This is a genomic window from Pseudoruegeria sp. HB172150 (assembly GCF_013184805.1).
Taxonomy (GTDB): domain Bacteria; phylum Pseudomonadota; class Alphaproteobacteria; order Rhodobacterales; family Rhodobacteraceae; genus Psychromarinibacter.
This window is the reverse complement of sequence record NZ_JAATNG010000001.1, coordinates 493,147-518,768: the sequence shown is the minus strand read 5'-3', so window position 1 is coordinate 518,768 and position 25,622 is coordinate 493,147. Positions and strand designations below refer to the sequence as shown.

The 25,622-nt window shown below is 64.6% G+C and carries 24 protein-coding genes; 4 read left to right on the top strand and 20 right to left on the bottom strand.

Annotated elements, in window-relative coordinates; translation table 11 throughout:
* Nucleotides 1-51 precede the first annotated feature (51 nt).
* Genes HCO70_RS02510 through HCO70_RS02500 form a run of 3 tightly spaced genes read right to left on the bottom strand, consistent with a single transcriptional unit; the run spans nt 52 to nt 3,420 of the window.
* Nucleotides 52-1,626: an ABC transporter ATP-binding protein gene (locus HCO70_RS02510; protein ID WP_172292752.1), complete on the bottom strand. Its 1,575-nt coding sequence runs from the start codon at nt 1,624-1,626 to the stop codon at nt 52-54.
* A 31-nt stretch (nt 1,627-1,657) separates the two neighbouring features.
* Nucleotides 1,658-2,476 carry an ABC transporter permease gene (locus tag HCO70_RS02505; RefSeq protein ID WP_371742149.1) on the bottom strand — a complete coding sequence of 273 codons (819 nt, stop codon included), beginning with the start codon at nt 2,474-2,476 and terminating at the stop codon, nt 1,658-1,660.
* Entirely contained in the window at nt 2,473-3,420 is a 948-nt protein-coding gene (locus HCO70_RS02500; RefSeq protein WP_172292750.1) for an ABC transporter permease, read from the bottom strand. The genes HCO70_RS02505 and HCO70_RS02500 overlap by 4 nt, the downstream gene beginning before the upstream one ends.
* A 191-nt stretch (nt 3,421-3,611) precedes the next feature.
* Here HCO70_RS02500 and HCO70_RS02495 point away from each other — a divergent pair, with 191 nt between their 5' ends.
* The gene (locus tag HCO70_RS02495) at nt 3,612-4,061 is read left to right on the top strand and encodes an NUDIX domain-containing protein (protein WP_172292748.1); all 450 of its coding nucleotides are present in this window, start codon (nt 3,612-3,614) and stop codon (nt 4,059-4,061) included.
* A 26-nt stretch (nt 4,062-4,087) separates the two neighbouring features.
* On the opposite strand, the gene HCO70_RS02490 is transcribed toward HCO70_RS02495, so the two are convergent.
* The 17 genes from HCO70_RS02490 to HCO70_RS02410 form a co-directional block, all read right to left on the bottom strand.
* Nucleotides 4,088-5,101: an alpha/beta hydrolase gene (locus HCO70_RS02490; protein WP_172292746.1), complete on the bottom strand. Its 1,014-nt coding sequence runs from the start codon at nt 5,099-5,101 to the stop codon at nt 4,088-4,090.
* 105 nt (nt 5,102-5,206) lie between these two features.
* Nucleotides 5,207-6,682, bottom strand: a complete 1,476-nt coding sequence (locus HCO70_RS02485; protein WP_172292744.1) for an ABC transporter substrate-binding protein — start codon at nt 6,680-6,682, stop codon at nt 5,207-5,209.
* A 79-nt stretch (nt 6,683-6,761) separates the two neighbouring features.
* Nucleotides 6,762-7,433, bottom strand: a complete 672-nt coding sequence (locus tag HCO70_RS02480; RefSeq protein WP_172292742.1) for a flavodoxin reductase — start codon at nt 7,431-7,433, stop codon at nt 6,762-6,764.
* 228 nt (nt 7,434-7,661) lie between these two features.
* Nucleotides 7,662-8,972: an acetylornithine deacetylase/succinyl-diaminopimelate desuccinylase family protein gene (locus tag HCO70_RS02475; RefSeq protein ID WP_172292740.1), complete on the bottom strand. Its 1,311-nt coding sequence runs from the start codon at nt 8,970-8,972 to the stop codon at nt 7,662-7,664.
* Nucleotides 8,973-9,052: 80 nt separating this feature from the next.
* Complete coding sequence (locus HCO70_RS02470; RefSeq protein WP_172292738.1) at nt 9,053-10,948, bottom strand: acyl-CoA synthetase; 1,896 nt, start codon at nt 10,946-10,948, stop codon at nt 9,053-9,055.
* Nucleotides 10,949-11,068: 120 nt separating this feature from the next.
* Nucleotides 11,069-12,859, bottom strand: coding sequence for an ABC transporter transmembrane domain-containing protein (locus tag HCO70_RS02465; protein ID WP_172292736.1), 1,791 nt, complete (start codon nt 12,857-12,859; stop codon nt 11,069-11,071).
* 120 nt (nt 12,860-12,979) lie between these two features.
* Complete coding sequence (locus HCO70_RS02460; protein WP_172292734.1) at nt 12,980-13,753, bottom strand: L-iditol 2-dehydrogenase; 774 nt, start codon at nt 13,751-13,753, stop codon at nt 12,980-12,982.
* Nucleotides 13,750-14,754 carry an ABC transporter ATP-binding protein gene (locus tag HCO70_RS02455; RefSeq protein WP_172292732.1) on the bottom strand — a complete coding sequence of 335 codons (1,005 nt, stop codon included), beginning with the start codon at nt 14,752-14,754 and terminating at the stop codon, nt 13,750-13,752. Before HCO70_RS02455 ends, HCO70_RS02460 begins: the two co-directional genes overlap by 4 nt.
* A 12-nt stretch (nt 14,755-14,766) precedes the next feature.
* On the bottom strand, nt 14,767-15,597 hold the full coding sequence (locus HCO70_RS02450) for a carbohydrate ABC transporter permease (RefSeq protein ID WP_172292730.1): 831 nt from the start codon (nt 15,595-15,597) through the stop codon (nt 14,767-14,769).
* Between the two features lie 14 nt (nt 15,598-15,611).
* On the bottom strand, nt 15,612-16,478 hold the full coding sequence (locus HCO70_RS02445) for a carbohydrate ABC transporter permease (protein ID WP_172292728.1): 867 nt from the start codon (nt 16,476-16,478) through the stop codon (nt 15,612-15,614).
* A 190-nt stretch (nt 16,479-16,668) separates the two neighbouring features.
* Complete coding sequence (locus tag HCO70_RS02440; RefSeq protein ID WP_172292726.1) at nt 16,669-17,988, bottom strand: sugar ABC transporter substrate-binding protein; 1,320 nt, start codon at nt 17,986-17,988, stop codon at nt 16,669-16,671.
* 267 nt (nt 17,989-18,255) lie between these two features.
* Entirely contained in the window at nt 18,256-19,209 is a 954-nt protein-coding gene (locus tag HCO70_RS02435; RefSeq protein WP_172296088.1) for a sugar-binding transcriptional regulator, read from the bottom strand.
* A 2-nt stretch (nt 19,210-19,211) separates the two neighbouring features.
* Nucleotides 19,212-19,895 carry an HAD family phosphatase gene (locus HCO70_RS02430; RefSeq protein WP_172292724.1) on the bottom strand — a complete coding sequence of 228 codons (684 nt, stop codon included), beginning with the start codon at nt 19,893-19,895 and terminating at the stop codon, nt 19,212-19,214.
* A gap of 84 nt (nt 19,896-19,979) precedes the next feature.
* Nucleotides 19,980-20,768, bottom strand: a complete 789-nt coding sequence (locus HCO70_RS02425; RefSeq protein ID WP_172292722.1) for a heme ABC transporter ATP-binding protein — start codon at nt 20,766-20,768, stop codon at nt 19,980-19,982.
* Nucleotides 20,768-21,859, bottom strand: coding sequence for an iron ABC transporter permease (locus HCO70_RS02420; RefSeq protein ID WP_172292720.1), 1,092 nt, complete (start codon nt 21,857-21,859; stop codon nt 20,768-20,770). The genes HCO70_RS02425 and HCO70_RS02420 overlap by 1 nt, the downstream gene beginning before the upstream one ends.
* Before the next feature lie 3 nt (nt 21,860-21,862).
* A complete protein-coding gene (locus HCO70_RS02415; RefSeq protein ID WP_172292718.1) occupies nt 21,863-22,744 on the bottom strand; it encodes a hemin ABC transporter substrate-binding protein in 882 nt (293 codons plus the stop codon).
* Nucleotides 22,741-23,799 carry a hemin-degrading factor gene (locus HCO70_RS02410; RefSeq protein ID WP_371742146.1) on the bottom strand — a complete coding sequence of 353 codons (1,059 nt, stop codon included), beginning with the start codon at nt 23,797-23,799 and terminating at the stop codon, nt 22,741-22,743. Before HCO70_RS02410 ends, HCO70_RS02415 begins: the two co-directional genes overlap by 4 nt.
* A 303-nt stretch (nt 23,800-24,102) precedes the next feature.
* On the opposite strand from HCO70_RS02410, the gene HCO70_RS02405 reads away from it, so the two are divergent.
* Genes HCO70_RS02405 through HCO70_RS02395 form a run of 3 tightly spaced genes read left to right on the top strand, consistent with a single transcriptional unit; the run spans nt 24,103 to nt 25,620 of the window.
* Nucleotides 24,103-24,549: a hypothetical protein gene (locus HCO70_RS02405; protein ID WP_253913093.1), complete on the top strand. Its 447-nt coding sequence runs from the start codon at nt 24,103-24,105 to the stop codon at nt 24,547-24,549.
* A gap of 11 nt (nt 24,550-24,560) precedes the next feature.
* Nucleotides 24,561-25,238 carry a MotA/TolQ/ExbB proton channel family protein gene (locus HCO70_RS02400; RefSeq protein WP_172292714.1) on the top strand — a complete coding sequence of 226 codons (678 nt, stop codon included), beginning with the start codon at nt 24,561-24,563 and terminating at the stop codon, nt 25,236-25,238.
* A 31-nt stretch (nt 25,239-25,269) separates the two neighbouring features.
* Nucleotides 25,270-25,620, top strand: a complete 351-nt coding sequence (locus HCO70_RS02395; protein WP_172296084.1) for a biopolymer transporter ExbD — start codon at nt 25,270-25,272, stop codon at nt 25,618-25,620.
* The last annotated feature ends 2 nt before the right edge of the window (nt 25,621-25,622 follow it).

Below are 25,622 nucleotides of genomic sequence, written 5' to 3'. Positions count from 1 at the left end.
CCGCCGTCACGGCGAAAAAACCGCCACTCCGTGTACCGGAAACGGGCCTATTCAGGCCACCCAAGCCTCGGGAATCCGTGGAACAGCCGCAATCAGTTTGCGCGAGTAGGGATGCTGCGGCGCCGTAAGAACGGTGCCGGTTTCGCCCTCTTCCACGATCCGCCCCGCCTGCATCACCAGCACCCTGTCGGTGATCGCGCGGACCACGGAAAGGTCGTGGCTGATGAACAGGTAGCTGAGCCGGAAACGCTGCTGCAGGTCCGCGAGCAAATCGAGGATCTGCGCCCGGATCGAGACATCCAGCGCGCTGACCGCCTCGTCCAGAATAAGCAGTCTGGGCCGGATCACGATGGCACGCGCAATGGCGATGCGCTGGCGCTGCCCGCCGGAGAATTCGTGAATGTACTTGTCGCGGTCGGCCGGCGTAAGTCCGACGGCCTCCAAAGCTTCCGCCACGCGTCTGTCCCGCTCCGTCTCCGGCACGGAATCGAGGTGGAACGGTTCCGCCACGAGGCGGCCAACGCGGTGGCGCGGGTTGAAGGAGCCGTAGGGATCCTGGAACACCACCTGCATGCCACGCCGGAGCGCATGCGGCACCTGCCCTGCGATCACCGGTGTTCCGTCCAGTTCGATGCTGCCGCCCTCCAGCGGATCGAGGCCAAGGATCGCCCGCGTCAGGGTGGACTTGCCGCAGCCGGATTCACCGACCAGCCCGACGCTTTCGCCTTCGTAGACCGTGAGGTCGACGTCATCGACGGCCCTGAAATGCTGGCGCGGACCGAACAGCGAGCTGCCTACCGGGTAATCCCGTGTCGCCCCCAGAACCTGAAGGACCGGCTTGACGCTGGTGTCGGGTTCCCGCCTTGGTACATGGCCGCTGTCGGAAAAAAGCTTTGCGGTATAGGGATGCGCCCGCTCGCGGAACAGCCGCGCAGTCGGCGCCTGCTCGACAATTCCGCCGTCGCGCATCACCGCGACATGGTGCGCCATGCCGGCCACGACCGCCAGGTCGTGGGTAATCAGCATCAGCGACATGCCGTCCTCTTCCACGAGGCTTTTCAACAGTTTGAGGATCTGCGCTTGGGTGGTGACGTCGAGCGCGGTGGTCGGTTCGTCGGCGATCAGCAGTTTCGGGCGCAGCGCCACTGCCATGGCGATGCAGACCCGCTGCCGCTGCCCGCCGGAAAGCTCGTGCGGGTAGCGCGACAGCGGCACCTTGTCGGGATCGAGCCCCACCCGCGCCAGCCGCTCCGCCGCGACCTTGCGTGCGCTGGCACGGTCGGCGGCGTCGTGGACCAGCAGCGTTTCGGCCACCTGGTCGCCGATGGTCTTGACCGGGTTCAGCGCGGTCATCGGTTCCTGGAAGATCATCCCGATCTCGCGACCCCGAAGCGCGTTCATCCGCGACTCCGGCTCGCGCATCAGGTCTTTTCCTTCCAGAAGCACGCGGCCGGACACCTCGGCGCCGCGCGGCTCCAGCCGCATCACGCCCAGCGCGGTCATCGACTTGCCGGACCCGCTTTCGCCGACGAGGCCGAACACCTCGCCCCGGCCGATCTCGAACGACACGCCGTTCAGGATCGGCGTGCCGTGGATGGCCATCGACAGGTTCTCGACGCTCAGCATCGCGCGCCTCTTCTTCTGGCCGGGAGATGTGTCATCTCATCCTCCTCAGCCGCGGGTCGAGATGATCGCGCAGCCCGTCCCCCATCAGGTTCAGCCCCAGCACCATCAGCACGATGGCGAGGCCGGGGAAGATCGCCATGTGCGGCGCGAGGCCGATCATCGTCTGGCTGTCCGCGAGCATGCGGCCCCAGGACGGAACCGGGGGCTGGGCGCCAAGGCCCACATAGCTGAGCGCCGCCTCGAAGATGATGCCGACGGAGAACTGGATGGTACCCTGAACGATCAGCAAATTCAGGATGTTGGGCAGAATGTGTTCGGCGCTGATCCGGCCCGGGCCCTTGCCGGCGACGCGGGCGGCCATGACGAAATCCAGCGTCCAGAGGCTGAGCGCGCCGCCGCGTGTGACGCGGGCGAAGACGGGGATGTTGAAGATGCCGATCGCGAGGATGGCATTGACGGCGGAGGGGCCGAAATTGGCGGTGATCAGGATGGCGAGGACCAGCGGCGGGAAGGCGAAGACCATGTCGTTGCCGCGCATGATCACCTCGTCCACCCAGCCGCCGCGATTGGCGGCGGCGAAAAGGCCCAGCGGAACGCCGAAGGCCATGCCGATGCCGACCGACACCAGCGCCACGCCGATGGATGTGCGGGCGCCGACCATGATCATCGACAGGATGTCGCGGCCGAAATGGTCGGTGCCGAGAAGGTGATCCGCACTTGGTCCCTGCATGCGGCCGGCGACGTTCAGGACGGTGACGTCATAGGGCGTCCAGACAAAGGATATCAGGCCCAGCAGGACGAAGGCGGCGCTGAGCGCCGCGCCGAGGATCAGCGTGGCGGGCAGTTTCATCGGCGCCGCCTCAGCCGCGGGTCGATGACGGCGTAGGAGAGGTCGACGAGGAAGTTCACGAGGATCACGGCGAAGACGAGGATCATGACCACGGATTCGACGACGATCAGGTCGCGCTGGGTAATGGCCTGGAAGACGAGGCGGCCGAGGCCGGGCAGGAAGAACACGTTCTCGATGATGATCGCGCCGGCGATGAGGTTGGAGAATTGCAGACCGACGATGGTCATCACCGGGATCATCGCGTTGCGCATCGCGTGGTTGCGGATGGCGAGGCGGCGGGACAGGCCCTTGGCGCGGGCGGTGCGGACATAGTCCTGGTCGAGGGTTTCCAGCAGGCTGGAGCGCATGACGCGGGCGAGGATCGAGGCCTGGAACAGGGCGAGCGAAAGGGCGGGTAGCACCAGCGATTTCAGCGCGGTGAAGAAGCCGGCCTCCCACCCGGGAAAGCCGCCGGCGGCGAACCAGCCGAGATTGATGGCGAAGATCAGGACGAGGATCATCGCGAACCAGAAGTTCGGGACGGCCATGCCGAGTTGTGTGGTGCCCATGACGAGGATATCCGCCGGGCGGCCGCGGCGGGAGGCGGCCCAGACGCCGGCGGGGATCGCGATGGCGGTGGAGATGATCAGGGCAAAGATCGTGAGCGGCAGCGACACCCAGAGACGCGCGATGATCAGCTCGGATACCGGCACGCGGTAGGTGTAGGAGGTGCCGAAATCGCCATGCAGCATGCCGCCTGTCCAGGCGAGGTAGCGTTCGACATAGCCGCCCTCGAGGCCGAGTTCCTGCCGCAGCGCGGCAACCGTGTCGGGTTCGGCGTTCAGGCCCAGCATGAACGAGGCGGGATCGCCCGGGACCACCTCGATGGCTGCAAAGATCACCAGGCTGGCGACGGCCAGGCTGAGGCACAGGGAGAGGAGGCGCGAACCGAGATAGCGCAGCATGAGCGCGACGTTAGGCGAGCCGCGCGTGCGGCGCCACGGGGAAATAACACTTGCGGTTGCGGGCGTGGCAACGCGGTTTCACTCCTCCCCGATCCGAGGTTCCGAAGGCGGGTTGCACCCGCGGCATCGGCCTGAAACCATAGGCCCGGGCGCGGCTGGCCCGCCCGTGGAGCCGTCGAAAGGGAAGCCTCGTGAAACATCGCATCTCGGTCGGCGCGCTGGTGCTCAGGAACGGACGGCTGCTGCTGGCGCGGCACCGAAAGCCAGACGTCTACGACTTCTGGGCGCCGCCCGGCGGCGGCGTCGAAGGGCCGGAAGAGCAGACCGACGCGGTGATCCGCGAGGCATTCGAGGAAACCCGGATTCGCGTGGCCCCCAAACGCCTTGCCTATATCGACGAACTGATCGACGACAGCGGCCGGATGGTGAAGTTCTGGTATCTCTGCGACTATGTCTCGGGCGAGATCGACGTCGGCCGGAACCCGGCCGAAGAGGCGATCACCGAAGCGGGCTGGTTCGGGCGCGGCGAATTCCCGAAAGGGCACGTCTTTCCCGAAGTGCTGCATGACAGGTTCTGGGAAGACCTGGCCGCGGGCGCCGAGGCTCCGGTAAAGCTGCCGCTGCAGATCTCGATCTTCTAAAAATCCCGAAGCTGCAACAAAGGAGGCTAGATTTGCGGCACCAACTTCAAACGACCTTCTTCGTCGGAGTCGACGCGAGTGGGAATCTCTCGCCTGTCCAGATCCCCGAGAATTGTATGGACCACGTCAAGAGCGAAAACAGGGTCGCCTCTGTAAAATCTGTGGCTTTCCCGAAACTTGTCTTGCCCATCAAATCGGGAGCTAACGTTCTGCCAACGTTCAGTAACATCAACATCTACGATCTGCGCAAGTCGGCTTGGTGGAGCGCCGTGCCGTCCAAGACGCGGTGAGCTGGCGAACCGCTTAACATTCGATGTCGCCAGTACAGCGTCTCGGCGATTGAAATAGTTCGTGAACCTTTGCGATTTTCCGAGCATTAGATCCCCTTCGCGCCCTTGCATGGAACGTACCGAGATATCGGCGCCAAAGGTTATTAGTTGCGTGAGTCCCCATGCTCCTTCGCGAGTGGGCTTGGCACCGGGTGCCGCGCGAAACGCCTCACGAACTACAAGCGCACCCATTGAGTGCGCCAGTACATGAACGCGAACGCGGCAATCCGGGGTTGAGAAGGCAGCAAATACCGCTAGACCAGACTGAACCAGATGGATTGCCGTCTGCCGCGCGTCGCTATCGTCTTCCAAATAGTTCCAAAAATCACCCCGAGACGACCACGAATAACTGACAAAGACTGCATGGGTTAGGCCATTGTCGCGCAAGTTCTTGGCCAATTCGATGTGGGATTCGAAGACATCTTGGGCATCGGTGTTATATCCATGCACGAATACGACGATATCGCCAGACACGGGTGCGTTTTCGGGATGCGGCGCATTTTGTTCCCAGAGCTGCGTGGCGTCTTCGAGTATGGCATTGGCCCATCTGCTGGCTCTGTTTGGCCCCGTCACTCGATCCGCAGGACTCATAGTAGTCGCACCATCCGGTGCAATCACATATGTAACCATTTCAGCTGGTTCGTCCCCGAAATATTCCGCCCCATTGCGCGGCCTTTTTATGTTTCGAGAAGTAAAAAAATACTCAGCCATGAAAATAGTCCTCAAATAGATTTGAAGACTATACTATATCTCTCAAGAATATTCAACTCGGCCGCAATCAGCCTAGCAGTCAAAACCGGGCCGATTGACGGTGTTTTATTCGGTCCAGGACACCCCGGTCAGGTCGTTGGCCTGCGTCGGAGAGTTTTCCCACAGTCCTTCGATCTTGGCATTCGCCACGCCGGTCCGCGCCAGCTGGAACAGGTAGACGTTCACGTAATCGTCCGCGATCATCTGCTGCGCCTGCTTCAGGATATCGGACCGCTCCGCCGGATCGGTGGCGAGGTTCAGGTCTTCCATCAGCTTCTGGAATTCCGGCTTGTCGTACTGGAAGTAGTAGTCGGGCCGGGCGTAGATGTTGATGTCCATCGGCTCGGTATGGCTGACGATGGTCAGGTCGAAATCCTTGCCCTTGAATACGGTCTCAAGCCATTGCGCCCATTCGAGATTCTCGATCTCGGTCTCGATCCCGACGGCGCGCAGCTGAGCCGCGATGATCTCTCCGCCTCGGCGCGCGTAGGAGGGCGGCGGCAGTTTCAGAGACAGGGTCAGACCCTCCTGCCCGGCTTCGGCGAGGAGTGCCTTTGATTTCTCCGGGTCATAATCCGACTGCGCGGTCAGATCGACGTAGTCGGGGTTGTGCGGCGCGAAATGGGTGCCGATGGGCGTGCCGTAGCCGAACATCGCGCCGTCGATGATTTCCTGACGGTTGATGGCATGGCTGATGGCCTCGCGCACCTTCACGTCCGACAGGACCTCGTCCTTGTTGTTCATCGCCATGATCGTCTCGCCCTCGGTCGAGCCGATGATCAGCTTGAAGCGCGGGTCGGATTCGAACTGGACGAGCGTTTCGGGCGCCGGATAGCCCGGGAAGGCGTCGATATCGCCGGCCATCATCGCCGCGAAGGCAGCGGTCGGGTCGGAGATGAACTTGAAGGTCGCTTTCGTCAGCGCCGGTTTCTCGCCCCAGTAATCCGGGTAAGCCTCCAGCTCCACCCGGTCGCCCTGCACCCAGTTCGCGAACTTGAAGGGGCCGGTGCCGACGGGGTTGGTGGCGGCGCTGTCGATGCTTTCCGGCGCCACGATCACCGCGTCGCCCCAGGCCATGTTGGTCGGGAAGGCCGAATTCGGGCCCGACAGCGTGACCTTGACGGTCAGCGGGTCGACGACCTCGACATCCGCGATGCCGGCGAACAGCGCCTTCTGCGCGTTGGTGGAATCGTCGGCGCGGGCACGGTCGAGCGAGAACTTGACGTCCTCGGCGTCCATCGTGCTGCCGTCGTGGAAGGTCACGCCGTCATGCAGGTGAAAGGTGTAGACGGTGCCGTCATCGCTGATGTCCCAGCTTTCGGCCAGCGCGGGGGCTATGGAGCCGTCGGACTGATACCGCGTCAGCCCCTCGAAGACGTTGGCATAGACGACCTCGTCGATGGCCGCCGCGGCGCCGCCGGTGGGGTCGAGGTTCGGCGGCTCCAGCTGCATGCCGATGGTGATATCGGTCTGCTGGGCAAAGGCGGCCCCGGCGCAAAGCGCGAGCGCCGCGGTGGAACGCGCAAGTGTTTTCAGGAACATCGGTGGGTTCTCCCGTTGGCATTTTGCGCCAGCTTAGCGAAGCCCGCGGCGTTACCCCAGCAATTTTCCGTAGCGTTCCTCAGGCGGCCTCGACGACGATCCTGTCCTCGGGAACGCCCTTGTCCTTGAGGATCTGCTCGATGTCCTCGACCATCTTGTCGGGGCCGCAGACGTAAAAGACGCCGTCCCAGTCGGCGACGGTTTCCTCAAGGAAATCGGCGTCGATCTTGCGTTTCGGCAGGCCGGGGGCGTCTTCCTCGGTGACGGTGAAGACGGTCTTCAGACCGGGCATCTTTTCCCATTCCCCGCGCAGGATGATGTCCTTCTCGGTCGCGTTGGAAAAGATCAGCTGGCAGCCTTCCAGCGTGCCCTCGCGCTTTTCGCGGGCGCGGAGGATGGCGATGAAGGGCGTGATTCCCGCGCCGCCGGCGATGAAGGTGCCGGGGCCCTTGTCCTCGATCGCGCCCCAGGCATCCTCGATCAGGACGGTGTCGCCGGCAGTCAGCTTGGCGATCTGCTCGGTGACGCCGTTATGCGATGGGTAGGACTTGATGGTGAATTCCAGCGTGTCCGAGTCCGGCAGGTTGGTGAAGGTGAACGGCCGCTGCTCGTCGCGCCAGCCGTCCTTGTCGAGGGCGAAGTCAGTGGCCTGTCCCGGCACGAAGTCGTAGCCGTCGGGCCGGTTGAAGACGAGGTGGTTCACGTTGTGGGTGACAGGCTCGATCTTCTGCAGGGTCAGTGTGTGGGTCATGGTGTCCTCGCTGGCTTTCGGACAAAACCGCGCGGCCCCGGGCCGGGTTCCATCTGGAAGGGGCCGCAGGTGAAGAGGTAGCTTTGCGGCGATCCGTTTCCATCCGGGTGAAACCGCACCCTGATGTCCGCCGGAACGTGCCGTCGCCTGGTTTGCCTGAGTTTGCGCCCAGCCCCAGCGTTCGTGCTCACGGCCGGGAGCCCCTGGCCGTGCACGACGATCTGAAGATCAGGCGTCGTCGTCCTTCTCGGCCGCCCCACCCGGCCCGATCAGTTCCGCGAGCGTCAACGCCATGACCTTGGCGCTGTCCAGCATGTCGTCGACGCCGATCCATTCGTCGGGCTGGTGCGCGAGGTCGAGGATGCCGGGCCCGTAGGCGATGCAGTTCTTCAGCCGCCCGATCCTGTCGATATGCTTCTGGTCATAGGTGCCGGGCGAGACCACGTAATCGGCACTGCGGTCCAGCACCTTCTGAATCGCGCCCGCCACCGTTTTCACGACCGGCGCATCGCGCTCGGTCATGGTCGGCGTCACCTCCCAGAGATCCCGGATCTCGTAGCGAAAGCCGGGCCGTTCCGCGCGGATCTTCTCGAGCATGCCCGAGACCTCGGACTTCACCTCTGCAAGGTCCTCTTCGATGAGGAAGCGGCGGTCGATGACGATCCTGCAGCGGTCGGCGACGCAGGCCGCCGGGAAGCCGGTGAAATCCGGCTCGTGCTCCGGCTCGCCACCATGGATCGAGTTGATGTTCATCGTCGATTGGCGCGCGCCTTCTGGCACCACGGGCATGTCGGTGCGCTTGCCGGCGAGCAGCGGATAGAGGTAGGTCTCGATCTCTTCCAACACGGCGCTCATGTGCCGGATCGCGCTGTCGCCGAGGAACGGCATCGAGCCGTGGGCGATGCGCCCCTTGGTCTCGATCTCGGCCCACCAGACGCCGCGATGGCCAAGGCAGATGCGGTCCTTGTTCAGGGGTTCCGGGATGATGACGTGCTGCACCTTCTCGGGCGCGAAAAAGCCCTGTTCCGCCAGATAGGCGACGCCGCCGTAACCACCGGTTTCCTCGTCCGCCGTGCCGGAGATCTCGATGGCGCCGCGATAATCCGGGCAGGTGCCGATGAACGCCTCGGCAGCGAGGATAGACGCAGCCAGCCCGCCCTTCATGTCACAGGCGCCGCGGCCGTAAATCCGGCCATCCATCAGGACGCCGCCGAAAGGATCGGTGGTCCAGCCCTCGCCCACCGCGACCACGTCGGTATGCGAGTTGAAGTGAACGCAGTCGCCGGTGCCTTCGCCCTCGTGCCGGGCGACGATGTTCCAGCGCGGATACCGTTCGCTGTCGCCGGGAGTGCCCGTCGCCCGGATCATCTCGCAGGTAAAGCCGGAAGCGGAAAGTCGCTCCTCCAGGTACTCGCAGATATCGGCATAGCAGGACCCCGGCGGGTTCAGCGTAGGAATGCGGATCAGATCCTGGGTCAGCGCGATCAGGTCGTCGCGGCGGGCGTCGATTTCTTCGCAGAGGCGGGTATTCAGAGACATGGGCCGGAGATTAGCCACATGCCAAGTTCGGGCAAGGACAAACGGCCCTTACTATTTCAGAGTATCCGGACCGACAGCGGTCACTTCCAGTCCCAGGGACGCGCGAACTCTCCAAGGCAGTGCCCAACCGCCTCGGCATCCACCTCACCCCGGCGTTCCAGCTTGGCGACCAGACCGCGCTTCTTGTCTTCGGCCACTTCTACCACTTCCGCCGCCAAACTCTTTGCCGCCAGCGCCTCGTTGTAGACGCGCTTGATCGCCATCCGGCGCAGATCGGGCTTGAACACCTTGCCCACAGCCGTCTTCGGCAGCTCCGGCAGGATCTCGAGGTATTTCGGCCGCGCGGCGCGTTCGTGGATGCGCTTGCTCGCGAATTCGAGCAGTTCCTCGATCTCCGCGGTCTTGCCGTCGACCAATTCGACATAGGCGCAGGGCAGCTCGCCGGCGAAGGCGTCCGGCTGGCCGATGGCGCCCGCGAAGGCCACCGCATCGTGCCCCACCAGCGCCTCCTCGATCTCGGCCGGATCGATATTGTGCCCGCCGCGGATGATGATGTCCTTGGCCCGGCCGGTAATGAACAGGTAACCGTCCGGATCGAGCCGCCCCAGATCGCCGGTGCGCAGCCACTTACCGTCGGCGAACAGGCCCTTGTTCCGGGGCGGTTCGAGGTAGGTGTTGCCCGGATAGACGCCCGGATTCGACACGCAGATCTCGCCGATCTCATCCGTGCCCATCTCCTTCAGCACATTGCCGTCCTCGTCGCATTGCAGGATGCGCACGTCGGTGTAGGGCAGCGGCACACCGACAGAACCGATCTTCTTTTCGCCATCCGGGGGGTTCACCGCGACAAGGCAGGTCGCCTCGGTCAGGCCGTAGCCTTCGACGATGTTCACGTCCGTCGCCTTGGAGCAGCGGTTGAACAGCTCGATCGGCAGCGGCGCGGAGCCGGAGAAGGCCATCTGCAGCGAGGAAATGTCGGCGTTTACCGGGCGCTGCATCAGCGCAGAGAGCGCGGTCGGAACGGTCAGGACGAAGGTGACCTTCCAGCGCTCGATCAGCTTCCAGAAGTTGTCGAACACGCCATCGCCGCGATACCCCGCGGGCGTCGGGCAGAAGACATGCGCGCCCGAGGTCAGGACCGCCGAGCCCACGACCACCGCCGCAAAGACATGGAAGAACGGCAATGGGCAGATCAGCGTGTCTTCTTCGGTCAGCAACAGCCGGTCCGCTAGCCAGCCGTTGTACATGAACCCCGATTGCAGATGCTGCGCCACCTTTGGCATCCCGGTGGTTCCGCCGGTGTGAAAATAGGCGGTAACGCGGTCGCGGTTCGCGTCCTCGAAGGTCAGTTCAGCGCCATGACGCGGAAGTTCGCTGTGCCAGTTGAGCACCGGGATCTGCCTTTCGGTCCCGACCTTCGGCCGGATCAGCGGGACGATCCAGCTTTTGGGGAAACTCAGATAGCGCAGCAGATCGATCTCGATCACGGTCTTCACGCCGGGCGCGTCCCGCAGCGCCCTTGCCGCCTTCTGCGCCACGTCGGTGTGGGGGAAGCTGCGCAAGGTCACCAGCACCTTAGCGCCAGTCTCGCGCAGGACGGATGCGATCTGTTCCGCGTCGAGAAGCGGGTTGATCGGCGCGGCGATGCCGGCGACCTGCGCACCCCAGAGTGCCACGAATGTCTCGGTGCAGTTCGGCAGGATCAGCGCGACGACATCGTTTTCGCCGACGCCGAGCGAGCGGAACAGGTTGGCGGCGCGCCCGACCTGATCCTTGAGCTCAGCCCAGCTCAGCGTCTCGGCTTTCGCACCGGGATCGGCGAACATCTGGAAGGTAAAGGCGTTGCGATCCGGGAACCTGCCGGCTGTGCCGCTGAGTAGCTGATAGATCGTGACCGGGTTGTTGCGCTCGGCCCACGACTTCTCCGACTGGATCGCGTCGCGGTCTGCGGCGGACCTGTACACTCGCTTGCCCATTTTTCCTCCCCCGGGTTTCGGCCCGGCCCGTGGCACGTTTTAACCCATAAATGTGCGGATTTCCGGCGCCACGCAAGGCTGATCAAGGGGTTGGGCAGATCCGTGACACAACGGAACCGCCTATTCCGCCGCGACACCCTCGGTGAACTGCAGCCGTGCCAGCCGGGCGTAAAGCCCGCCCTGAGACACCAGCTCGGCATGGCTTCCCTCGGCGACGATGCGGCCCTGGTCGAAGACGAGGATGCGGTCGGCCTTCTTCACCGTCGCCAGCCGGTGCGCCACGATCAGCGTCGTGCGGTCCTCGCTGAGCTTTTCCACCGCCTGCTGCACCAGCCGCTCGCTTTCGGCGTCGAGCGCCGAGGTCGCCTCGTCCAGCAGCAGGATCGGCGCGTCGCGCAGGATCGCGCGGGCGATGGCGATGCGCTGTTTCTGACCGCCCGACAGCATTACGCCGCGCTCGCCGACGTAGGAGTCGCACCCTTCGGGCAGCGCCCGCAGGAACTCGTCGGCGGCGGCTGCGCGGGCGGCGGCCTCGACCTCGGCGTCGGTGGCGTCGGGACGGCCGAAACGGATGTTCTCGCGCGCGGTGTCGGCGAAGATCACGGGGTCCTGCGGCACCAGCGCGATGGCGCGGCGGAAATCGGCGCGCGCCATGTCCGGCAGCGCCATGCCGTCGATCCGGATCACGCCGGATTGCGGGTCGTAGAAGCGCAGGAGCAGCTGGATGATGGTGGACTTGCCCGCGCCGGAGGGTCCGACCAGCGCCACCGTTTCTCCCGGCGCGATGTCGACGGAAATGCCGTTCAGCGCCGCGACGTCGGGCCGGGCCGGGTAGTGGAACACGACGTTCTCGAACGTGATTGCACCCGTGCAGGCGGCGGGAAGTGGCAGCGGTTTCGCCGGATCCTTAACGCTGTCCTCGGTGTTCAGCAGTTCCACCAGCCGTTCCGTTGCGCCAGCCGCGCGTTGCAGTTCACCCCAGATTTCCGACAGCGCGCCGGTCGCACCGGCGACCAGTACGGCGTAGATGACGAATTGCACCAGTTCGCCGACGGACATCAGATCCGCGCGCACGTCACGGGCGCCAATCCACAGCACGCCGACGACACCGGAAAAGATCAGCGCGATCACGATCACCGTCATCACCGCGCGCGTTCCGATCCGTTTCTTGGCCGAAACGAAGGACCGTTCCGTGACATCGGCAAAGCTCGCCCGCGTCGCCGCTTCATTGGTAAAGGCCTGCACCGTCTGCACAGACGACAGCGCCTCGGAGGCGCTGCCCGAGGAACTGGCGATCCAGTCCTGGTTTTCGCGGCTCAGCCGGCGCAGGCGGCGGCCGAGGAACACGATGGGAATGATCACCGCTGGCACGATCATCAGAACCATCGCGGTCAGCTTGGCCGAGGTCAGCAACAGCAGGATCAGGCCGCCGATAAGCAGCAGCACGTTTCGCAAGGCGACGGAGACCGAAGAACCGATCACCGACAGGATCAGTGTCGTATCGGTGGTGATGCGACTAAGCACCTCGCCGGTCATGATCTTTTCGTAGAAGGCCGGCGACATGCCGATCATCCGGTCGAACACCGCCTTGCGGATATCGGCCACGACCCGTTCCCCCAGCCGCGTCACGAGGTAATAACGCAGGCCGGTGCCCACGGCGAGCAGTCCGGCAATGCCGAGGGCTGCAAGGAAATAGCTGTCGAGGAGTTGTTCCGCCGAGGTTTCGAACCCATCGACGACCCGCCGCACGGCCACAGGCAGGGTCAGGGACACCATCGCAGTCAGGATCAGGGCGCCGACCGCGGCAATGATCAGGCCACGATAGGGGCGCATGAAGGGCCAGAGGCCCGCCAGCGCGCCGACCCGCCGGGACTTTTCCCGCTCTTCCTGACCTTCGCTGTTCCGCGCCATCGGCCACTCCCTCTCGTGGAGGGGGGCATATCCAAAGGCCGGTTTGCGGGCAAGCTCTGACCGCCCCGCACCTGGGACCTGCGGCCATAGGGCACGGGTGGTCCTAGCGCGTGGCCGCTATCAGCTCATCCACTGGCCGCCGTCGACATTGTAGCACTGCGCGACGATGTAATCGGCCTCGGGCGAGGCGAGGAAGACCGCCATACCGGTCAGATCCTCGGGCTTGCCCATCCGGCCATAGGGCACGGCCCCGCCGACTTCCTTCTTCTTCTGACCGGGCGCCTTGCCTTCGTATTTGGCGAAGAACGCATCGACGCCATCCCAGTGTTCGCCGTCCACAACGCCGGGAGCGATGGCGTTCACGTTGATGCCGTGTTCGATCAGGTTCAGCCCGGCAGACTGCGTCAGCGAGATCACCGCCGCCTTGGTCGCGCAATAGACGGCCACCAGCGGCTCGCCCCGGCGCCCGGCCTGGCTGGCCATGTTGATGATCTTACCGCCCTTGCCGCGCTCTATCATGTGTTTCGCAACGGCCTGCATGGTGAACAGAACGCCGGCCACGTTGATGTCGAACACTCGCTGATAATCTTCGCGCGTGATCTCGACGATGGGGGCTGCGGTGAACAGCGCGGCGTTGTTGACCAGGATGTCTATATGGCCGAACTCGGCCACCGTCCCGGCCACCGCGCGGTCGATGCTGGCCTGATCGGTCACGTCCATCTCGACGGCAATCGCCGCCTCGCCCAGCCCTTCCGCCGCCTCGCGGGCGCGCGCGATGTTGATGTCGCCGATGGCGACCCGCGCGCCTTCGCGCACATAGGCTTCGGCAAAAGAATAACCGATGCCGCGCGCGGCACCGGTTATCAGGGCAGTCTTATCTTCCAGTCGCTTCATGTCATCCTCAGGCCTTTCGCGTCGAACTTGTGAAGCTTGGATTCGTCCGGGGTGCAATAGACCGTGTCGCCGTGCCGCACGCTGAACTCGCCGCTTGCGCGAACTGTCAGAGGTTCGGTGAATTCCGGCACGTGAACGTGGATGAACGTGTCGGAGCCCAGATGCTCTGCCACGCCCACCTTGCCCTGCCACGCGCCATCCGTCGTGGACAGGCCGATATGCTCCGGCCGTATCCCGATGGTCGCCGCGTTGCGCTTCGCCGCTTCCTCGCCCTTGATCAGGTTCATCTTGGGCGACCCGATGAAGCCGGCCACGAACTCGTTTCTCGGGTTGTTGTAGAGTTCCAGCGGCGAGCCCACCTGCTCGATCACGCCTGCATGCAGAACCACGATCTTGTCGGCCATGGTCATTGCCTCGACCTGATCGTGGGTCACGTAGATCATTGTCGTTTCGAGCGTGTTGTGCAGCTCGGAAATCTCCAGCCGCATGTTCACCCGCAGCGCCGCGTCGAGGTTCGACAGCGGTTCGTCGAACAGGAACGCCGCCGGTTCGCGCACGATGGCGCGGCCGATGGCGACCCGCTGCCGCTGCCCGCCCGAAAGCTGACCCGGACGCCTTTCGAGATAGTCGGTCAGGTTCAGCACCTTCGCCGCGTTGGTAATGCGCTTTTCCTGCTCTTCCTGCGGCACGCCCGCCATCTTCATCGGAAAGGCGATGTTCTTCCTGACCGACATATGCGGGTAGAGCGCGTAGGACTGGAACACCATCGCCAGCCCGCGTTTCGCCGGTGGCACCTGCGTGGCATCGTTCCCGTCGATCGCGATCATGCCGGAACTTACGTCTTCCAGCCCCGCGATCAGCCGCAGCAGCGTCGACTTCCCGCAGCCCGAAGGCCCGACGAAGACCACGAACTCTCCGTCGTTGATTTCCAGATCCAGCGGCGGGATGACCTGTACTTCTCCGAAGCTTTTGGTCACCTGGTTGAGGGTTATGCTTCCCATAGGTCTGTCCCCTTATTTCACCGCGCCGAACGTCAGGCCGCGGACCAGTTGTTTCTGGCTGAACCAGCCGAGGATGAGGATCGGCGCGATGGCCATGGTCGAGGCCGCCGAGAGCTTGGCATAGAACAGGCCCTCGGGGCTCGAGTAGGAGGCGATGAATGCCGTGAGTGGCGCCGCCTTTACCGTTGTCAGGTTCAGCGTCCAGAACGCCTCGTTCCATGCGAGGATGATGTTGAGCAGCACCGTGGAGGCGATCCCCGGCAGCGCCATCGGCGTCAGGACGTGAAGGATCTCTTCCCGCATTCCCGCGCCGTCCATCCGGGCGGCCTCCAGGATCTCTCCCGGGATTTCCCGGAAATAGGTGTAGAGCATCCAGACGATGATCGGCAGGTTGATCAGCATCAGCACCATGATCAGCAGGATGTAGCTGTCATAGATGTTCAGCGTCCGCGCGATCAGCACGATCGGGAACAGGACGCCCACCGCCGGCAGCATCTTGGTCGACAGCATCCACAGCAGCACATCCTTGGTGCGCCGTCCGGGCACAAAGGCCATCGCCCAGGCCGCTGGGACCGCGATGATGATGCCGAGCAGGGTGGAACCGACCGACAGGATCACCGAGTTCATCAAGAACCGGAAGTAGTTCGACCGCTCCTGCACCAGCGTGTAGTTCTCCAGCGTCCAGTTGAAGAACAGGAAGGACGGCGGATCGGCGATCGCCTCTGCCTCGGTCTTGAAGCTGGTCAGGATCGTCCAGAGGATCGGGAAGAAGATCAGGATCCCGATGGCCCAGGCCACGATGGTGGTGATCGTCTTGCGGCGGGTGGTAACTGCGCGTGCCATTGTCCGATCCTCCCTCAGCGATCCAGGTTCTTGCCGACGATCCGCATCAGGAAGATCGCGATGATGTTGGCGAGGATGACGGCGATGATGCCGCCGGCGGAGCCGAGCCCGATGTTCTGGCTTTCAAGCACGCGCTGGTAGACCAGGTAGGTCAGTGTGCGGGTGCCGAAGGCGCCGTTCGTGGTCACGAAGATCTCGGCGAAGATCGACAGAAGAAAGATCGTCTGGATCAGGATCACCACGGTGATCGCGCGCGCCAGGTGCGGCAGGATGATGTAGAAGAACCGTGACAGCACCGGCGCGCCGTCCATTTCGGCGGCTTCCAATTGTTCACTGTCCAGCGACTGGGTCGCGGTCAGCAGGATCAGCGTCGCGAAGGGAAGCCATTGCCATGACACGATCAGGATGATCGAGAACAGCGGCGCCTGTGTGAGGAAGTCGAATGGCTCCAGCCCCAGGAACTTGAAGAGATAGGCGAACAGCCCGTTCACCGGGTTCATGAACATGTTCTTCCAGACCAGCGCCGAGACGGTGGGCATCACGAAGAACGGGGCGATGACGAGGATCCGGACGATCCCCTGTCCCCAGAACGGCTGGTCCAGCAGCAGCGCCAGCAGGATGCCCCCGATCACGGTGATCAGCAGGATGCCCCCGACCATGATCAGTGTGGTGATCACGCTTTCGGTGAAGGAACTGGAGGTGACGAAGCGTTCGTAGTTCTGGAACCCGACGCAGCATTCCTTGACACCGCGCAATGGCCGGTAGTCGAGGAACGAGAAATAGATCGTCATCACCAGCGGCACGATCATCCAGCCGAGCAGGAAGATCACGGCCGGCGAGATCATCACGCGGGCGGCGGATTTGGAATGCTGGGTTGCCATCTGGCAGTCCTCTCCCTAACGCGCATTTGTTGTTGCGCTTGTTCTCGGGAAACGGGGCCGCATGCCGGCGCCTCGGGGCGCTCTTTCGCGGTCGCGGGAAACGTGCGTCACGGCCGGACGAACGGATCGGTTTCCGTCTTGGGTGGGCAGGGCCGGAAACTCCGGCCCCACCGCCAGCTTGCAGGGAGGGTTAGCGGTATCCCGCCGCTTCCATCTCTTCCTCGGCCAGCGCCTGGGCGCTTTCGAGCGCCTCTTCTGCGGATTGCTGGCCGGCAAGTGCGGCAGAGAACTCCTGACCGACCTGAGTGCCGAGACCCTGGAATTCCGGGATCGCCACGAACTGGACGCCGGTATAAGGCACCGGATCCACGGTCGGGTTGGTCGGATCGGCCGCGTTGATGGACTCGAGGGTCATCGCAGCGAAGGGCGCGGCCTCCTGGTACGCGGGGTTGTCGTAGAGCGACTGGCGGGTGCCCGGCGGGACGTTGGCCCAGCCTTCGGTTTCCGCGACCAGTTCGGTATAGCCCTTGGACGTGGCCCAGGCGACGAAGGTCTTGGCGGCTTCCTCGGCATCGGTGCCCGCGGGAACGGCCAGCGACCATGCCCAGAGCCAGTTGCCGCGCTTGCCCAGCCCGTTATCGGGAGCCAGCGCGAAACCGACGCTGTCTGCCACGGTCGAGTCGGCGGGATTGGTCACGAAGGACGCGGCGACGGTGGCGTCGATCCACATGCCGCACTTGCCCTGCTGGAACAGCGCCAGGTTCTCGTTGAAGCCGTTGTTGGCGGCACCCGGAGGACCGTAGTTGTTCATCAGGTCGAGGTAGAAGTTCACCGTGTTCGCCCAGGCTTCGGTGTCGAACTGGGGCGCCCAGTCCTCGTCGAACCAGCGCGCGCCGAAGGAGTTCGACATCGCGGTGAGGAACGCCATGTTCTCGCCCCAGCCGGCCTTGCCGCGCAGGCAGATGCCGTAGACTTCGTTATCCGTGTCGGTCATTGCCGCCGCGGCTTCCTTGATGAAGTCCCAAGTCGGCGCGTCGGGCATCTCGAGGCCCGCGGCTTCCATCAGGTCGGTGCGGTACATGACCATGGAAGATTCACCGTAGAACGGCGCGGCATAAAGCGTGCCGTCGACGGTCAGGCCGCCACGGATCGCGGGCAGCAGATCGTCGGCATCCCAATCGTCGGGCATGTCGTCGAGCGGCTGCAGCCATCCCTGCGCGCCCCAGATCGGAACCTCGTAGGTGCCTATGGTCATCACGTCGAACTGGCCGCCACTGGTCGAAATGTCGGTGGTGACGCGCTGGCGCAGAACGTTCTCTTCCAGCGTCACCCATTCGACGGCGATGTCGGGATGCTCGGCGGTGAATTCGTCGGTCAGACCCTGCATGCGGATCATGTCGCCGTTGTTCACCGTGGCAATGGTGATTGTGGTGTCCTGGGCCAGTGCGCCGGTCGCGGCAAATGCGGCGACAGCACACGCGCCCATCAGGGCACGGGTTTCAGCAGTCATGGAATCCTCCCAATTCGTCTGAGCATATACTCAGTCAGTGAGCATATGCTCACACCGGCGCGGCATTTTGTCAAGCCGGAATGCTGCAATTCTAGGCCGATTGAGAACGCTTTCGAACGGGAATGCGCGCTGCGGTTGTTACGATACGGGTCTGGAAAAGGCCCCGCCTGCGGCCGTCACCACGCATGGCAAGCAGCGCACAATTCATAGAACCTGTTAAATTTCAGATGTTTGCCCATACAACCACGAGCCGGAACAAGCGTCCCGCTAGGTAAGCAGCGCCTTGGCCGTCGGTTCGTCGGTCACCAGCCCGTTCAGCAGCCCGCCCTTCAGCGCGGCCTGAAGCCCTTCGAATTTCTCGGTTCCCGCAGCAACGCCGACAACCAGATTCTCCCCCGGAGGGTCCACCCGCACGCCCGCGACCCGCAGGTTCGTCCCCGTCTCCAGGTACCGCCCCTCGGCGTCATAGGCCCAGCCGGCGATCTCTCCCGCGGCACCCGCCGCCTGCATCTGCGCCAGTTCTCCGGCGCTCATGAATCCGTCTTTCCGCAGCGGCGCGTTCTCGTTCATCTGGCCGATGCCGACGAAGGTCACGCCCGCCCCCTGCGCCAGCCGCATCACCTGCTGCACCGGCTTCAGCGAGTAGAACACCTCTCGTTCCTCCGGCGACGAGGCGATCTGCGGAAGCGGCATGGGAAAGTGCGGCGCACGGATCTTGTCGGCGATCCGCATGACCACGTCGTAGAAGGACGCCGACCCGTCCGGCGAGATGTTCCCGTTCAAGGACACCAGTTTGTGCTGTTCGCATTCCATCGAGCTGAGGTTCTCGATCGTGGCGCGCAGCGTCCGGCCGGTTCCCAGCGCCATCACCAGAGGTTCTGACGAGGACAGGATGCGCTCCATTTCCGCCGCCGCGAAGGGCGCGATGGAATGCACCGGGTCGACCCCCTCGCCCAGGCTGGGCGCGACACGGCAGACCTTCAGCGAAAACCGTTCGCGCAGCCGCGCCTCCAGCGCAAGGCAATGCGAGACCGGATGTTCCATCCGCACCCGGATCAGCCCGTCGGCCATCGCCCGCGCGACCATCCGCTGCGCCCGCTGCCGCGAGATGCCCAGTTCCTTCGCGATCTGGTCCTGGGTCTTGCCGCCTACGTAGTACAGCCAGCCTGCCCGCGCCGCGAGGTCGAGCGGCGTCGCCTCCTGATCGCGGTCCCCGGCCATGTTCATCGCTGCGGCTCCGTCCCTTCGGAAAGAAGGTCAGAGTGAAAGAATTCCCGGAAATTTGCAAATTCGCGGTGCGGCACGGCGTCGTCCGGCGTCTCCAGCGCACGCCCCTGCAGGTGGCTGCCGCCGGTGAACCGCCATACGACCATCCCCGCCGCAAGCCCGGCGCGCACGCCCATCAGGCTGTCCTCGATGACGAGGCAGCGCTCGGGCTGCGCGCCCATCTTTTCAGCGGCGCGAAGGAAAAGGTCCGGCGCCGGCTTGCCATTGGCGACCTCGGACGCGGTGGTCACCTTTCCGGCGAAGACGCTGTCCAGGCCGACGATCTCCAGCGACCGCTTCACGCGCACGGGGCTGGAGCTGGTAGCAAGGCAGTAGGGCCGGTCCAGCGCGCGGATCACATCGGCCACGCCGGGCATGATCGTCAGCTCTGTCTCGAAGGCGTCGAGCAGGCGCTGGCGATAGGCGGGTTCGAAACTCTCGGGCAGGTCGACGCCGAAATCCTTGCGGACCGTCGCCAGCACCACGGGGTAGCTTCGCCCGAGGAAATGCCGCGCGACGTAATCCATGTCGAGATCGATGCCACGCTCCGCCAGTTCAGCGATCAGCATGCGGGCGCTGATCGTCTCGCTGTCGATCAGCACGCCGTCGCAATCGAAAATGACAAGGTCGATATCGCGCATCCTGCCGGGTCCTCCCGCCCCGGTCTCCCCCGCCGGGCTGGATTCCCCTATAGCGGCACAAACCGGCAAAGGTCGAGGCGGTTCCTACGGCATCGGGCCCGCGGCCTGCGGCAGGATGAACGGCACATGCACGCCTTCGGGCGTTCGGTTCACCCGGACGCGACAATCGTAAGCCTCTGAAAGAACTTCGTCTTTCAGCACCTCCGCCGGCGCGCCCTGGCACATCGTCCGGCCCTTGTGAATCAGCGCAACGCTGTCGGCGAACATCGCCGTCAGGTTCAGCTCGTGCATCACAGCCACCACCCCGCCGCCCGCATCGGCATAGTCACGGGCGATCTGCATCACCTCCAGCTGGTGGCCGATGTCGAGTGATGACACCGGTTCGTCCAGGAACAGCCAGCGCGGCTTGCCATCCTCCACCGGATGCCAGACCTGCAGCAGCACGCGCGCCAGCTGCACCCGCTGCTGCTCGCCGCCCGACAGCGCGTGGTAGAACCGTCCCTCGAACCCGGCGAGACCGACCCGGGCGAGCGCCTGTTCCGGCAGATCGTCCTCCGCCGCATCGGTCCCGGCAAGCAGGCCGATGCGCAGCACTTCCAGCACGGTGAAGGGAAAGGCCAACGGTGTCGCCTGGGGCAGCACGCCACGGCGGGTGGCCAGCTCCCACCCCTTCATCGCGCGCATGTCACGCCCCTCCAGCCGCACCTCGCCGCCATAGGAAAGCTCACCTGTCAGCGCCCGAAGCAGCGTTGTCTTGCCGGAGCCGTTCGGCCCGACGATGCACGTCAGCTCGCGCGCCCTTGCGGTGAACCCGGCACCTTTCAGGATCGGCACCCCGGACAGGGAAACGGTGATATCGCGGGCGGTCAGCATCACGCCTCCAGAACGGCGCGGTTGCGCAACAGGATGTACAGGAAGAACGGCCCGCCCAGCACCGCCGTCACGATGCCTATGGGCAGTTCCGCAGGGGCGACGATGGTGCGCGCCACCATGTCGGCAGCGATCAGAAGCGCCGCGCCCAGGAGGCCCGCGGCCGGCAGCAGGTAGCGGTGATCCGGCCCGATGGCCAGTCGCAACAGATGCGGCACCACGATCCCGACGAACCCTATGCCGCCCGACACGGCCACCGCCGAGCCGGTGGCCCCCGCCACGGTCAGAATCGCGATCCGCTTCATCCTCTGCACCGGAATGCCCAGATGCGAGGCCGCCGCCTCGCCCAGTGCCAGCGCGTTCAGCGCCTTCGCCAGGAACGGCGCCGCCGCCATGGCCAGAACGATCAGCGGCAGCGCGGCCAGCACCTTGGTCCACGTCGCGCCGGCCAGCGACCCCAGCCCCCAGAACGTCAGGTCGCGCAATTGCGCGTCGTCAGCCATGTAGACGAGGATGCCCGACAGCGCCCCCGCCAGCGCCCCCAGCGCGATTCCCGCCAGCAGCATCATCGCGACCGATGTCCGCCCGTTCCGTGTGGACACGCGGTACAGCAGAAGTGTCGTGATCCATCCGCCCAGGAACGCCGCCACCGGCACCAGGTAGGTACCGGTCCACGCCCCTACCCAGGCGGGCAGCATGCCGCCCAGCACGATGGCGCCGATCGCGCCCAGTCCGGCGCCGGAGCTGATCCCCACCAGTCCCGGATCGGCCAGCGGATTGCGGAACAGCCCCTGCATCACCGCGCCGGATACGGCCAGTGAGGCGCCAACCAGCATGCCCAGCGCCAGCCGTGGCAGGCGGATGTCGAACAGGATGATCGACTCGCGCAGACTGACCTCTTCGCCGTTGAACAGCATCGACAGGACCTGCCAGGGCGAGGTCGCCGTCGCCCCGGTGCCGAGGCTGATCACACTGACCACGGCCAGCAGCACGGCCAATCCGCAAATGACGATCCGCGCCCGCGCCCTGCGGTCGCCGGCCCGGGATTGTGTACGCTGGATTTGGGCCCCGCCCGACGCCTCCGCCACTGTCACCGGTCAGCCTTCCCCGTAGAGTGCCGCGTTCAGGCGGCGCACCGCCTCCGGCGTGCGCGGGCCGAAGCCCAGTAACAGCAGCCCGTCGATCCGCACGACACTGGCAGAGACGCCCGCGGGCGTCGCGGCAATGGCCGGCATCGCCAGCAGCGAAAGGTTGCCCGTCGCGTGATCGCCGCGTGCCATCATCAGGATGACATCCGGCGCGGCGGTAATGACAGCCTCGTCGGTCAACGGCTTGTAGCCCTCGAACCCGGTGATCGCGTTCTCGCCGCCCGCCAGCCCGATGATCGCGTCGGCGGCCGTGTTGGTGCCGGAAGCCATGATCCGCCCTCCCTGTGTCGACAACACGAACAGCACCTTCTTCGGTGTCTCGGTTTCAGCCGCCGACATCGCATCGGCCAGAGCCGCGTCGACCTTGTCGGCCAGCACCGCGCCCTTCTCCGGCACGCCAAGTGCTTCTGCCACGGTCTCGATCTTTTTCCGGATCGCGGCGCGGTCATAGCCTTCCGGAACCGTCACGAACTCCACATCTGCGGCGCGCAGCACATCGATGGCTTCCGGCGGCCCGCTACCATCCTCGGCGAGGATCAGATCCGGGTTTACCGACAGCACGCCCTCCGGCGACAGCGCACGCATGTACCCCACATCAGGCAGATCCTGAGCCTCGGCCGGGTAACTCGATGTGGTGTCTCGCGCGATAAGCCGATCCTGCTCGCCCAGCGCGTAGACGATCTCGGTAATCGAACCGCCGATGGCCAGAAGCCGCTTGCCGGGCGGTACGTCCTCTGGCGCCGCACTGGCCGCGAAGGCGATCAGCGGGCCGACAAGACAGAAGAACACGATGATTGGCAGCGGCAGCCGTTCGGGTCTGGCAGAGTTCATTGCAGCGCCTCCTCTGCCGTGCCTTCCGGCAGGCCGTTAACGATTTCGGTAAAGGCCGGGTAGTGGTCGACGCTGTCATTGCGCATCCCGAACAGCTGCAGGATCAGCGCGCCCTGTGCATCGAAGGCTTCGATGGAAACCGCCTTGCCGCGGCGCGTTGGTTTGTCGACCGCCCAGACCTCGGCCACATGGTCCAACCGAAGGTGCAGGTTGAAGTCGGGGTCGAGCACGTTCTGCCACGAGCCCATGCGCTTCAGCGTTTGCAGCGGGCCCGAATGGATCTGGATGCAACCGCGATTGCCGACGAACAGCATGCAGGGCACCGCCTGCGCCTGCAGTGCCTCCAGCGCAAGGTCCAGCGCCTCTGGCTGCAGCAACCGCACATAGGGTTTCCCGGCGATGCGATAGGCGCCCAGCCGGTTCATTTTCAGCTTCGACGCCAGGCGCAGGAACTGATGCGAGTCCGACATCCGGTCCCATTCCCTGCGCAGGGTCTCTGCCTTCGACGGATCGGCCTTCGCCGCCTCCACCGGTTTACGGGGTTCCAGCGCCACGTAGTCCGAGGGGTCACCCGTCGCCACCGCTTCGACCAGCGCGCGCCATCCCGCGGGCTCCGCGTCCAGCGGCAAGATGACCTTGTGTACGGCATCGCCCGCCGCGTCAAAGATCTGCAGGCTGCGGCGGATGCCCTTGTCGGTTTCCCTCTCCACCGCGAAGCCATGCACCCAGGATCGCGGAAAGATCCGCAGATCAATGGCCTCGTTCAGCACCATCGCCGCGTGGTCGCCCGGCCGGTAATTGTCGTAAACCCCGGTCTTCTCACTCACCGCGCTTTCATTGCGGGTCAGCGCCGTCACCGGGCCAAGTGCCGTCAGCCGCGGCATCAGAGCATCGGGCAACGCAACGATCCGCGTCACCTCCTGCCCCACCTGCGCGGCGACGAGATCCGCCTCACTGACACCTACCGCAGCGGCAAGATCACGCGGACGCATCGAGTCGTTTTCGGCCAGCACCTTGCGCAATTGACGCGCGTTCCTTGTCACCGTGGAAACCATCCGCAGCATTCCTTCCCGACTTCATTGTGGCGCCTGACTCGCTCCCGGCCCTAAAGCGTTGGGATCGCTGGGTTTCGTCCGGATCGGCACTGCCTCGAAACCGGGACGACTTACTTGACTAGATTAGTCGCCTATTTTATGCGATGCAACCTGAGATCGGCCGGATTCTGACGACGCCCAGGGCAAGCCGGATGCCGGCCGGAACCAGACAGACACGTCGAGAAGGGAACGCCACGCGTACCGGTTGCCGGCCGATCCAGCCCCGGCCGCATTTGTCCCGACATAGAGAGATACGGAGATCCCATGGGTGTATCCCGAACGAATTCGATTTGCCTGGCCACGGCGTTTGCCCTGGCTTTTTCGGGCGGTCAGGCCATGGCGCAGGAAGCGGTCGAAGACGCACCCGCGCTGTTCGTGGAACTGAACAGCGCCGCACCGCTGGACGGCGCCTGCCGCCTGACATTCATGGCCACCAACGGGCTCGGCACACAGGTGGACAAGCTGGTTCTGGAAACAGTGCTGCTGACCAAGGGCGGCGTGGTCGAACGCCTGACCCTGTTCGACCTGCAGACCCTGCCTGTCAGCCGCCCGCGCGTGCGCCAGTTCGACGTGCCGGGCCTTGAATGCGGCAATCTCGGACAGGTCCTGATCAATGGCATCCAGGCCTGCGACGGCGAAGGGCTGGATCCGGCAACCTGCACCGACAAGCTGGAACTTTCCACCCGCTCTGATGTCGAGGTGATCGGGTGAACTGGAGCGAAATGACAACCCTTCTGCAGGACCGTGTTCAGGGCATCGTGGACCTCGGCGGCCCTGTCGTGGCGCTGCTGCTGGTCCTGTCCGTCCTTTCCTTGGCGGTGATCCTTTACAAGCTCTGGCATTATGCCGCCTCGGGCGTCGGTCGGCATCGCCGCATCCGCCTGGCCCTGCAGGATCTCGACGCCGGCCGCCTGAAGGCCGCGCGGGAAAAGCTGAAGGCCAGCCGCAGCCACCTTGCCCCGATCCTGCTTCGTGCGGTCGAGAATCCGTCCGCCGAAACCAAGACCCGTGTAGAAGCCGAGGCCGCCCTGCGTCTCGACAAGCTGGAACGCGGTTTCCGCATCCTCGATTCCATCGCGCAGATCGCACCGCTTCTGGGTCTGTTCGGTACCGTGCTCGGCATGATCGACGCTTTCCAGGCTCTGCAGGAGGCCGGCTCTTCGGTGGATCCTTCCACACTGGCCGGCGGCATCTGGGTCGCTCTGATGACCACCGCGGCGGGACTCGCCGTGTCGATGCCCACCAGCCTGATGCTGACCTTCCTTGAATCCCGCGTCTCGCGCGAACGCGCGCTTGCAGAGATTGCCGTGGAGACCGTGTTCTGCCCGCACCCGGTCGCAAAGACCGCCACGCCGCCCCGCCGCCCGGCAAGCGCCGTGCTGGCCGCCCATGCCAATTAGAGGCGCAGTCAAGCGCCGCCGCGCCGTCTCGATGACATCGCTGATCGACGTCATCTTTCTTCTGCTGCTGTTTTTCATGCTGAGTTCGACCTTCACCAAGTTCGCCGAGATCCCGCTGACCACCGGCGGCGCCTCCGCCGCACCTGCCGCCGCCAGCGCGACGCCCCCGATCTTTCTGCGGCTGTCCGCGGAAGAGATGTCGGTGAACGGTCAGCCTGTTGAGATCGATGCGCTGGCGGACCGGCTGCAAGAACTGCGCGACGGCGAGGACGCGACCGTGCTCGTCACCATCGCGGACGACGAGACGACTTCGCAGCAACTGATCGAACTGCTGGTGACGCTGCGTGGTCTGCCCGACCTGAACGTCACGGTGCTGGAGTAGTC

What these genes read in the sequence shown, in the direction of transcription:
- HCO70_RS02510 (WP_172292752.1), bottom strand. Translation starts at nt 1,626, where the DNA reads ATGCTGAGCGTCGAGAACCTGTCGATGGCCATCCACGGCACGCCGATC.
- HCO70_RS02505 (WP_371742149.1), bottom strand. Translation starts at nt 2,476, where the DNA reads ATGAAACTGCCCGCCACGCTGATCCTCGGCGCGGCGCTCAGCGCCGCC.
- HCO70_RS02500 (WP_172292750.1), bottom strand. Translation starts at nt 3,420, where the DNA reads ATGCTGCGCTATCTCGGTTCGCGCCTCCTCTCCCTGTGCCTCAGCCTG.
- HCO70_RS02490 (WP_172292746.1), bottom strand. Translation starts at nt 5,101, where the DNA reads ATGGCTGAGTATTTTTTTACTTCTCGAAACATAAAAAGGCCGCGCAAT.
- HCO70_RS02485 (WP_172292744.1), bottom strand. Translation starts at nt 6,682, where the DNA reads ATGTTCCTGAAAACACTTGCGCGTTCCACCGCGGCGCTCGCGCTTTGC.
- HCO70_RS02480 (WP_172292742.1), bottom strand. Translation starts at nt 7,433, where the DNA reads ATGACCCACACACTGACCCTGCAGAAGATCGAGCCTGTCACCCACAAC.
- HCO70_RS02475 (WP_172292740.1), bottom strand. Translation starts at nt 8,972, where the DNA reads ATGTCTCTGAATACCCGCCTCTGCGAAGAAATCGACGCCCGCCGCGAC.
- HCO70_RS02470 (WP_172292738.1), bottom strand. Translation starts at nt 10,948, where the DNA reads ATGGGCAAGCGAGTGTACAGGTCCGCCGCAGACCGCGACGCGATCCAG.
- HCO70_RS02465 (WP_172292736.1), bottom strand. Translation starts at nt 12,859, where the DNA reads ATGGCGCGGAACAGCGAAGGTCAGGAAGAGCGGGAAAAGTCCCGGCGG.
- HCO70_RS02460 (WP_172292734.1), bottom strand. Translation starts at nt 13,753, where the DNA reads ATGAAGCGACTGGAAGATAAGACTGCCCTGATAACCGGTGCCGCGCGC.
- HCO70_RS02455 (WP_172292732.1), bottom strand. Translation starts at nt 14,754, where the DNA reads ATGGGAAGCATAACCCTCAACCAGGTGACCAAAAGCTTCGGAGAAGTA.
- HCO70_RS02450 (WP_172292730.1), bottom strand. Translation starts at nt 15,597, where the DNA reads ATGGCACGCGCAGTTACCACCCGCCGCAAGACGATCACCACCATCGTG.
- HCO70_RS02445 (WP_172292728.1), bottom strand. Translation starts at nt 16,478, where the DNA reads ATGGCAACCCAGCATTCCAAATCCGCCGCCCGCGTGATGATCTCGCCG.
- HCO70_RS02440 (WP_172292726.1), bottom strand. Translation starts at nt 17,988, where the DNA reads ATGACTGCTGAAACCCGTGCCCTGATGGGCGCGTGTGCTGTCGCCGCA.
- HCO70_RS02435 (WP_172296088.1), bottom strand. Translation starts at nt 19,209, where the DNA reads ATGGCCGGGGACCGCGATCAGGAGGCGACGCCGCTCGACCTCGCGGCG.
- HCO70_RS02430 (WP_172292724.1), bottom strand. Translation starts at nt 19,895, where the DNA reads ATGCGCGATATCGACCTTGTCATTTTCGATTGCGACGGCGTGCTGATC.
- HCO70_RS02425 (WP_172292722.1), bottom strand. Translation starts at nt 20,768, where the DNA reads ATGCTGACCGCCCGCGATATCACCGTTTCCCTGTCCGGGGTGCCGATC.
- HCO70_RS02415 (WP_172292718.1), bottom strand. Translation starts at nt 22,744, where the DNA reads ATGAACTCTGCCAGACCCGAACGGCTGCCGCTGCCAATCATCGTGTTC.
- HCO70_RS02410 (WP_371742146.1), bottom strand. Translation starts at nt 23,799, where the DNA reads ATGGTTTCCACGGTGACAAGGAACGCGCGTCAATTGCGCAAGGTGCTG.
- HCO70_RS02405 (WP_253913093.1), top strand. Translation starts at nt 24,103, where the DNA reads ATGGGTGTATCCCGAACGAATTCGATTTGCCTGGCCACGGCGTTTGCC.
- HCO70_RS02400 (WP_172292714.1), top strand. Translation starts at nt 24,561, where the DNA reads ATGACAACCCTTCTGCAGGACCGTGTTCAGGGCATCGTGGACCTCGGC.
- HCO70_RS02395 (WP_172296084.1), top strand. Translation starts at nt 25,270, where the DNA reads ATGACATCGCTGATCGACGTCATCTTTCTTCTGCTGCTGTTTTTCATG.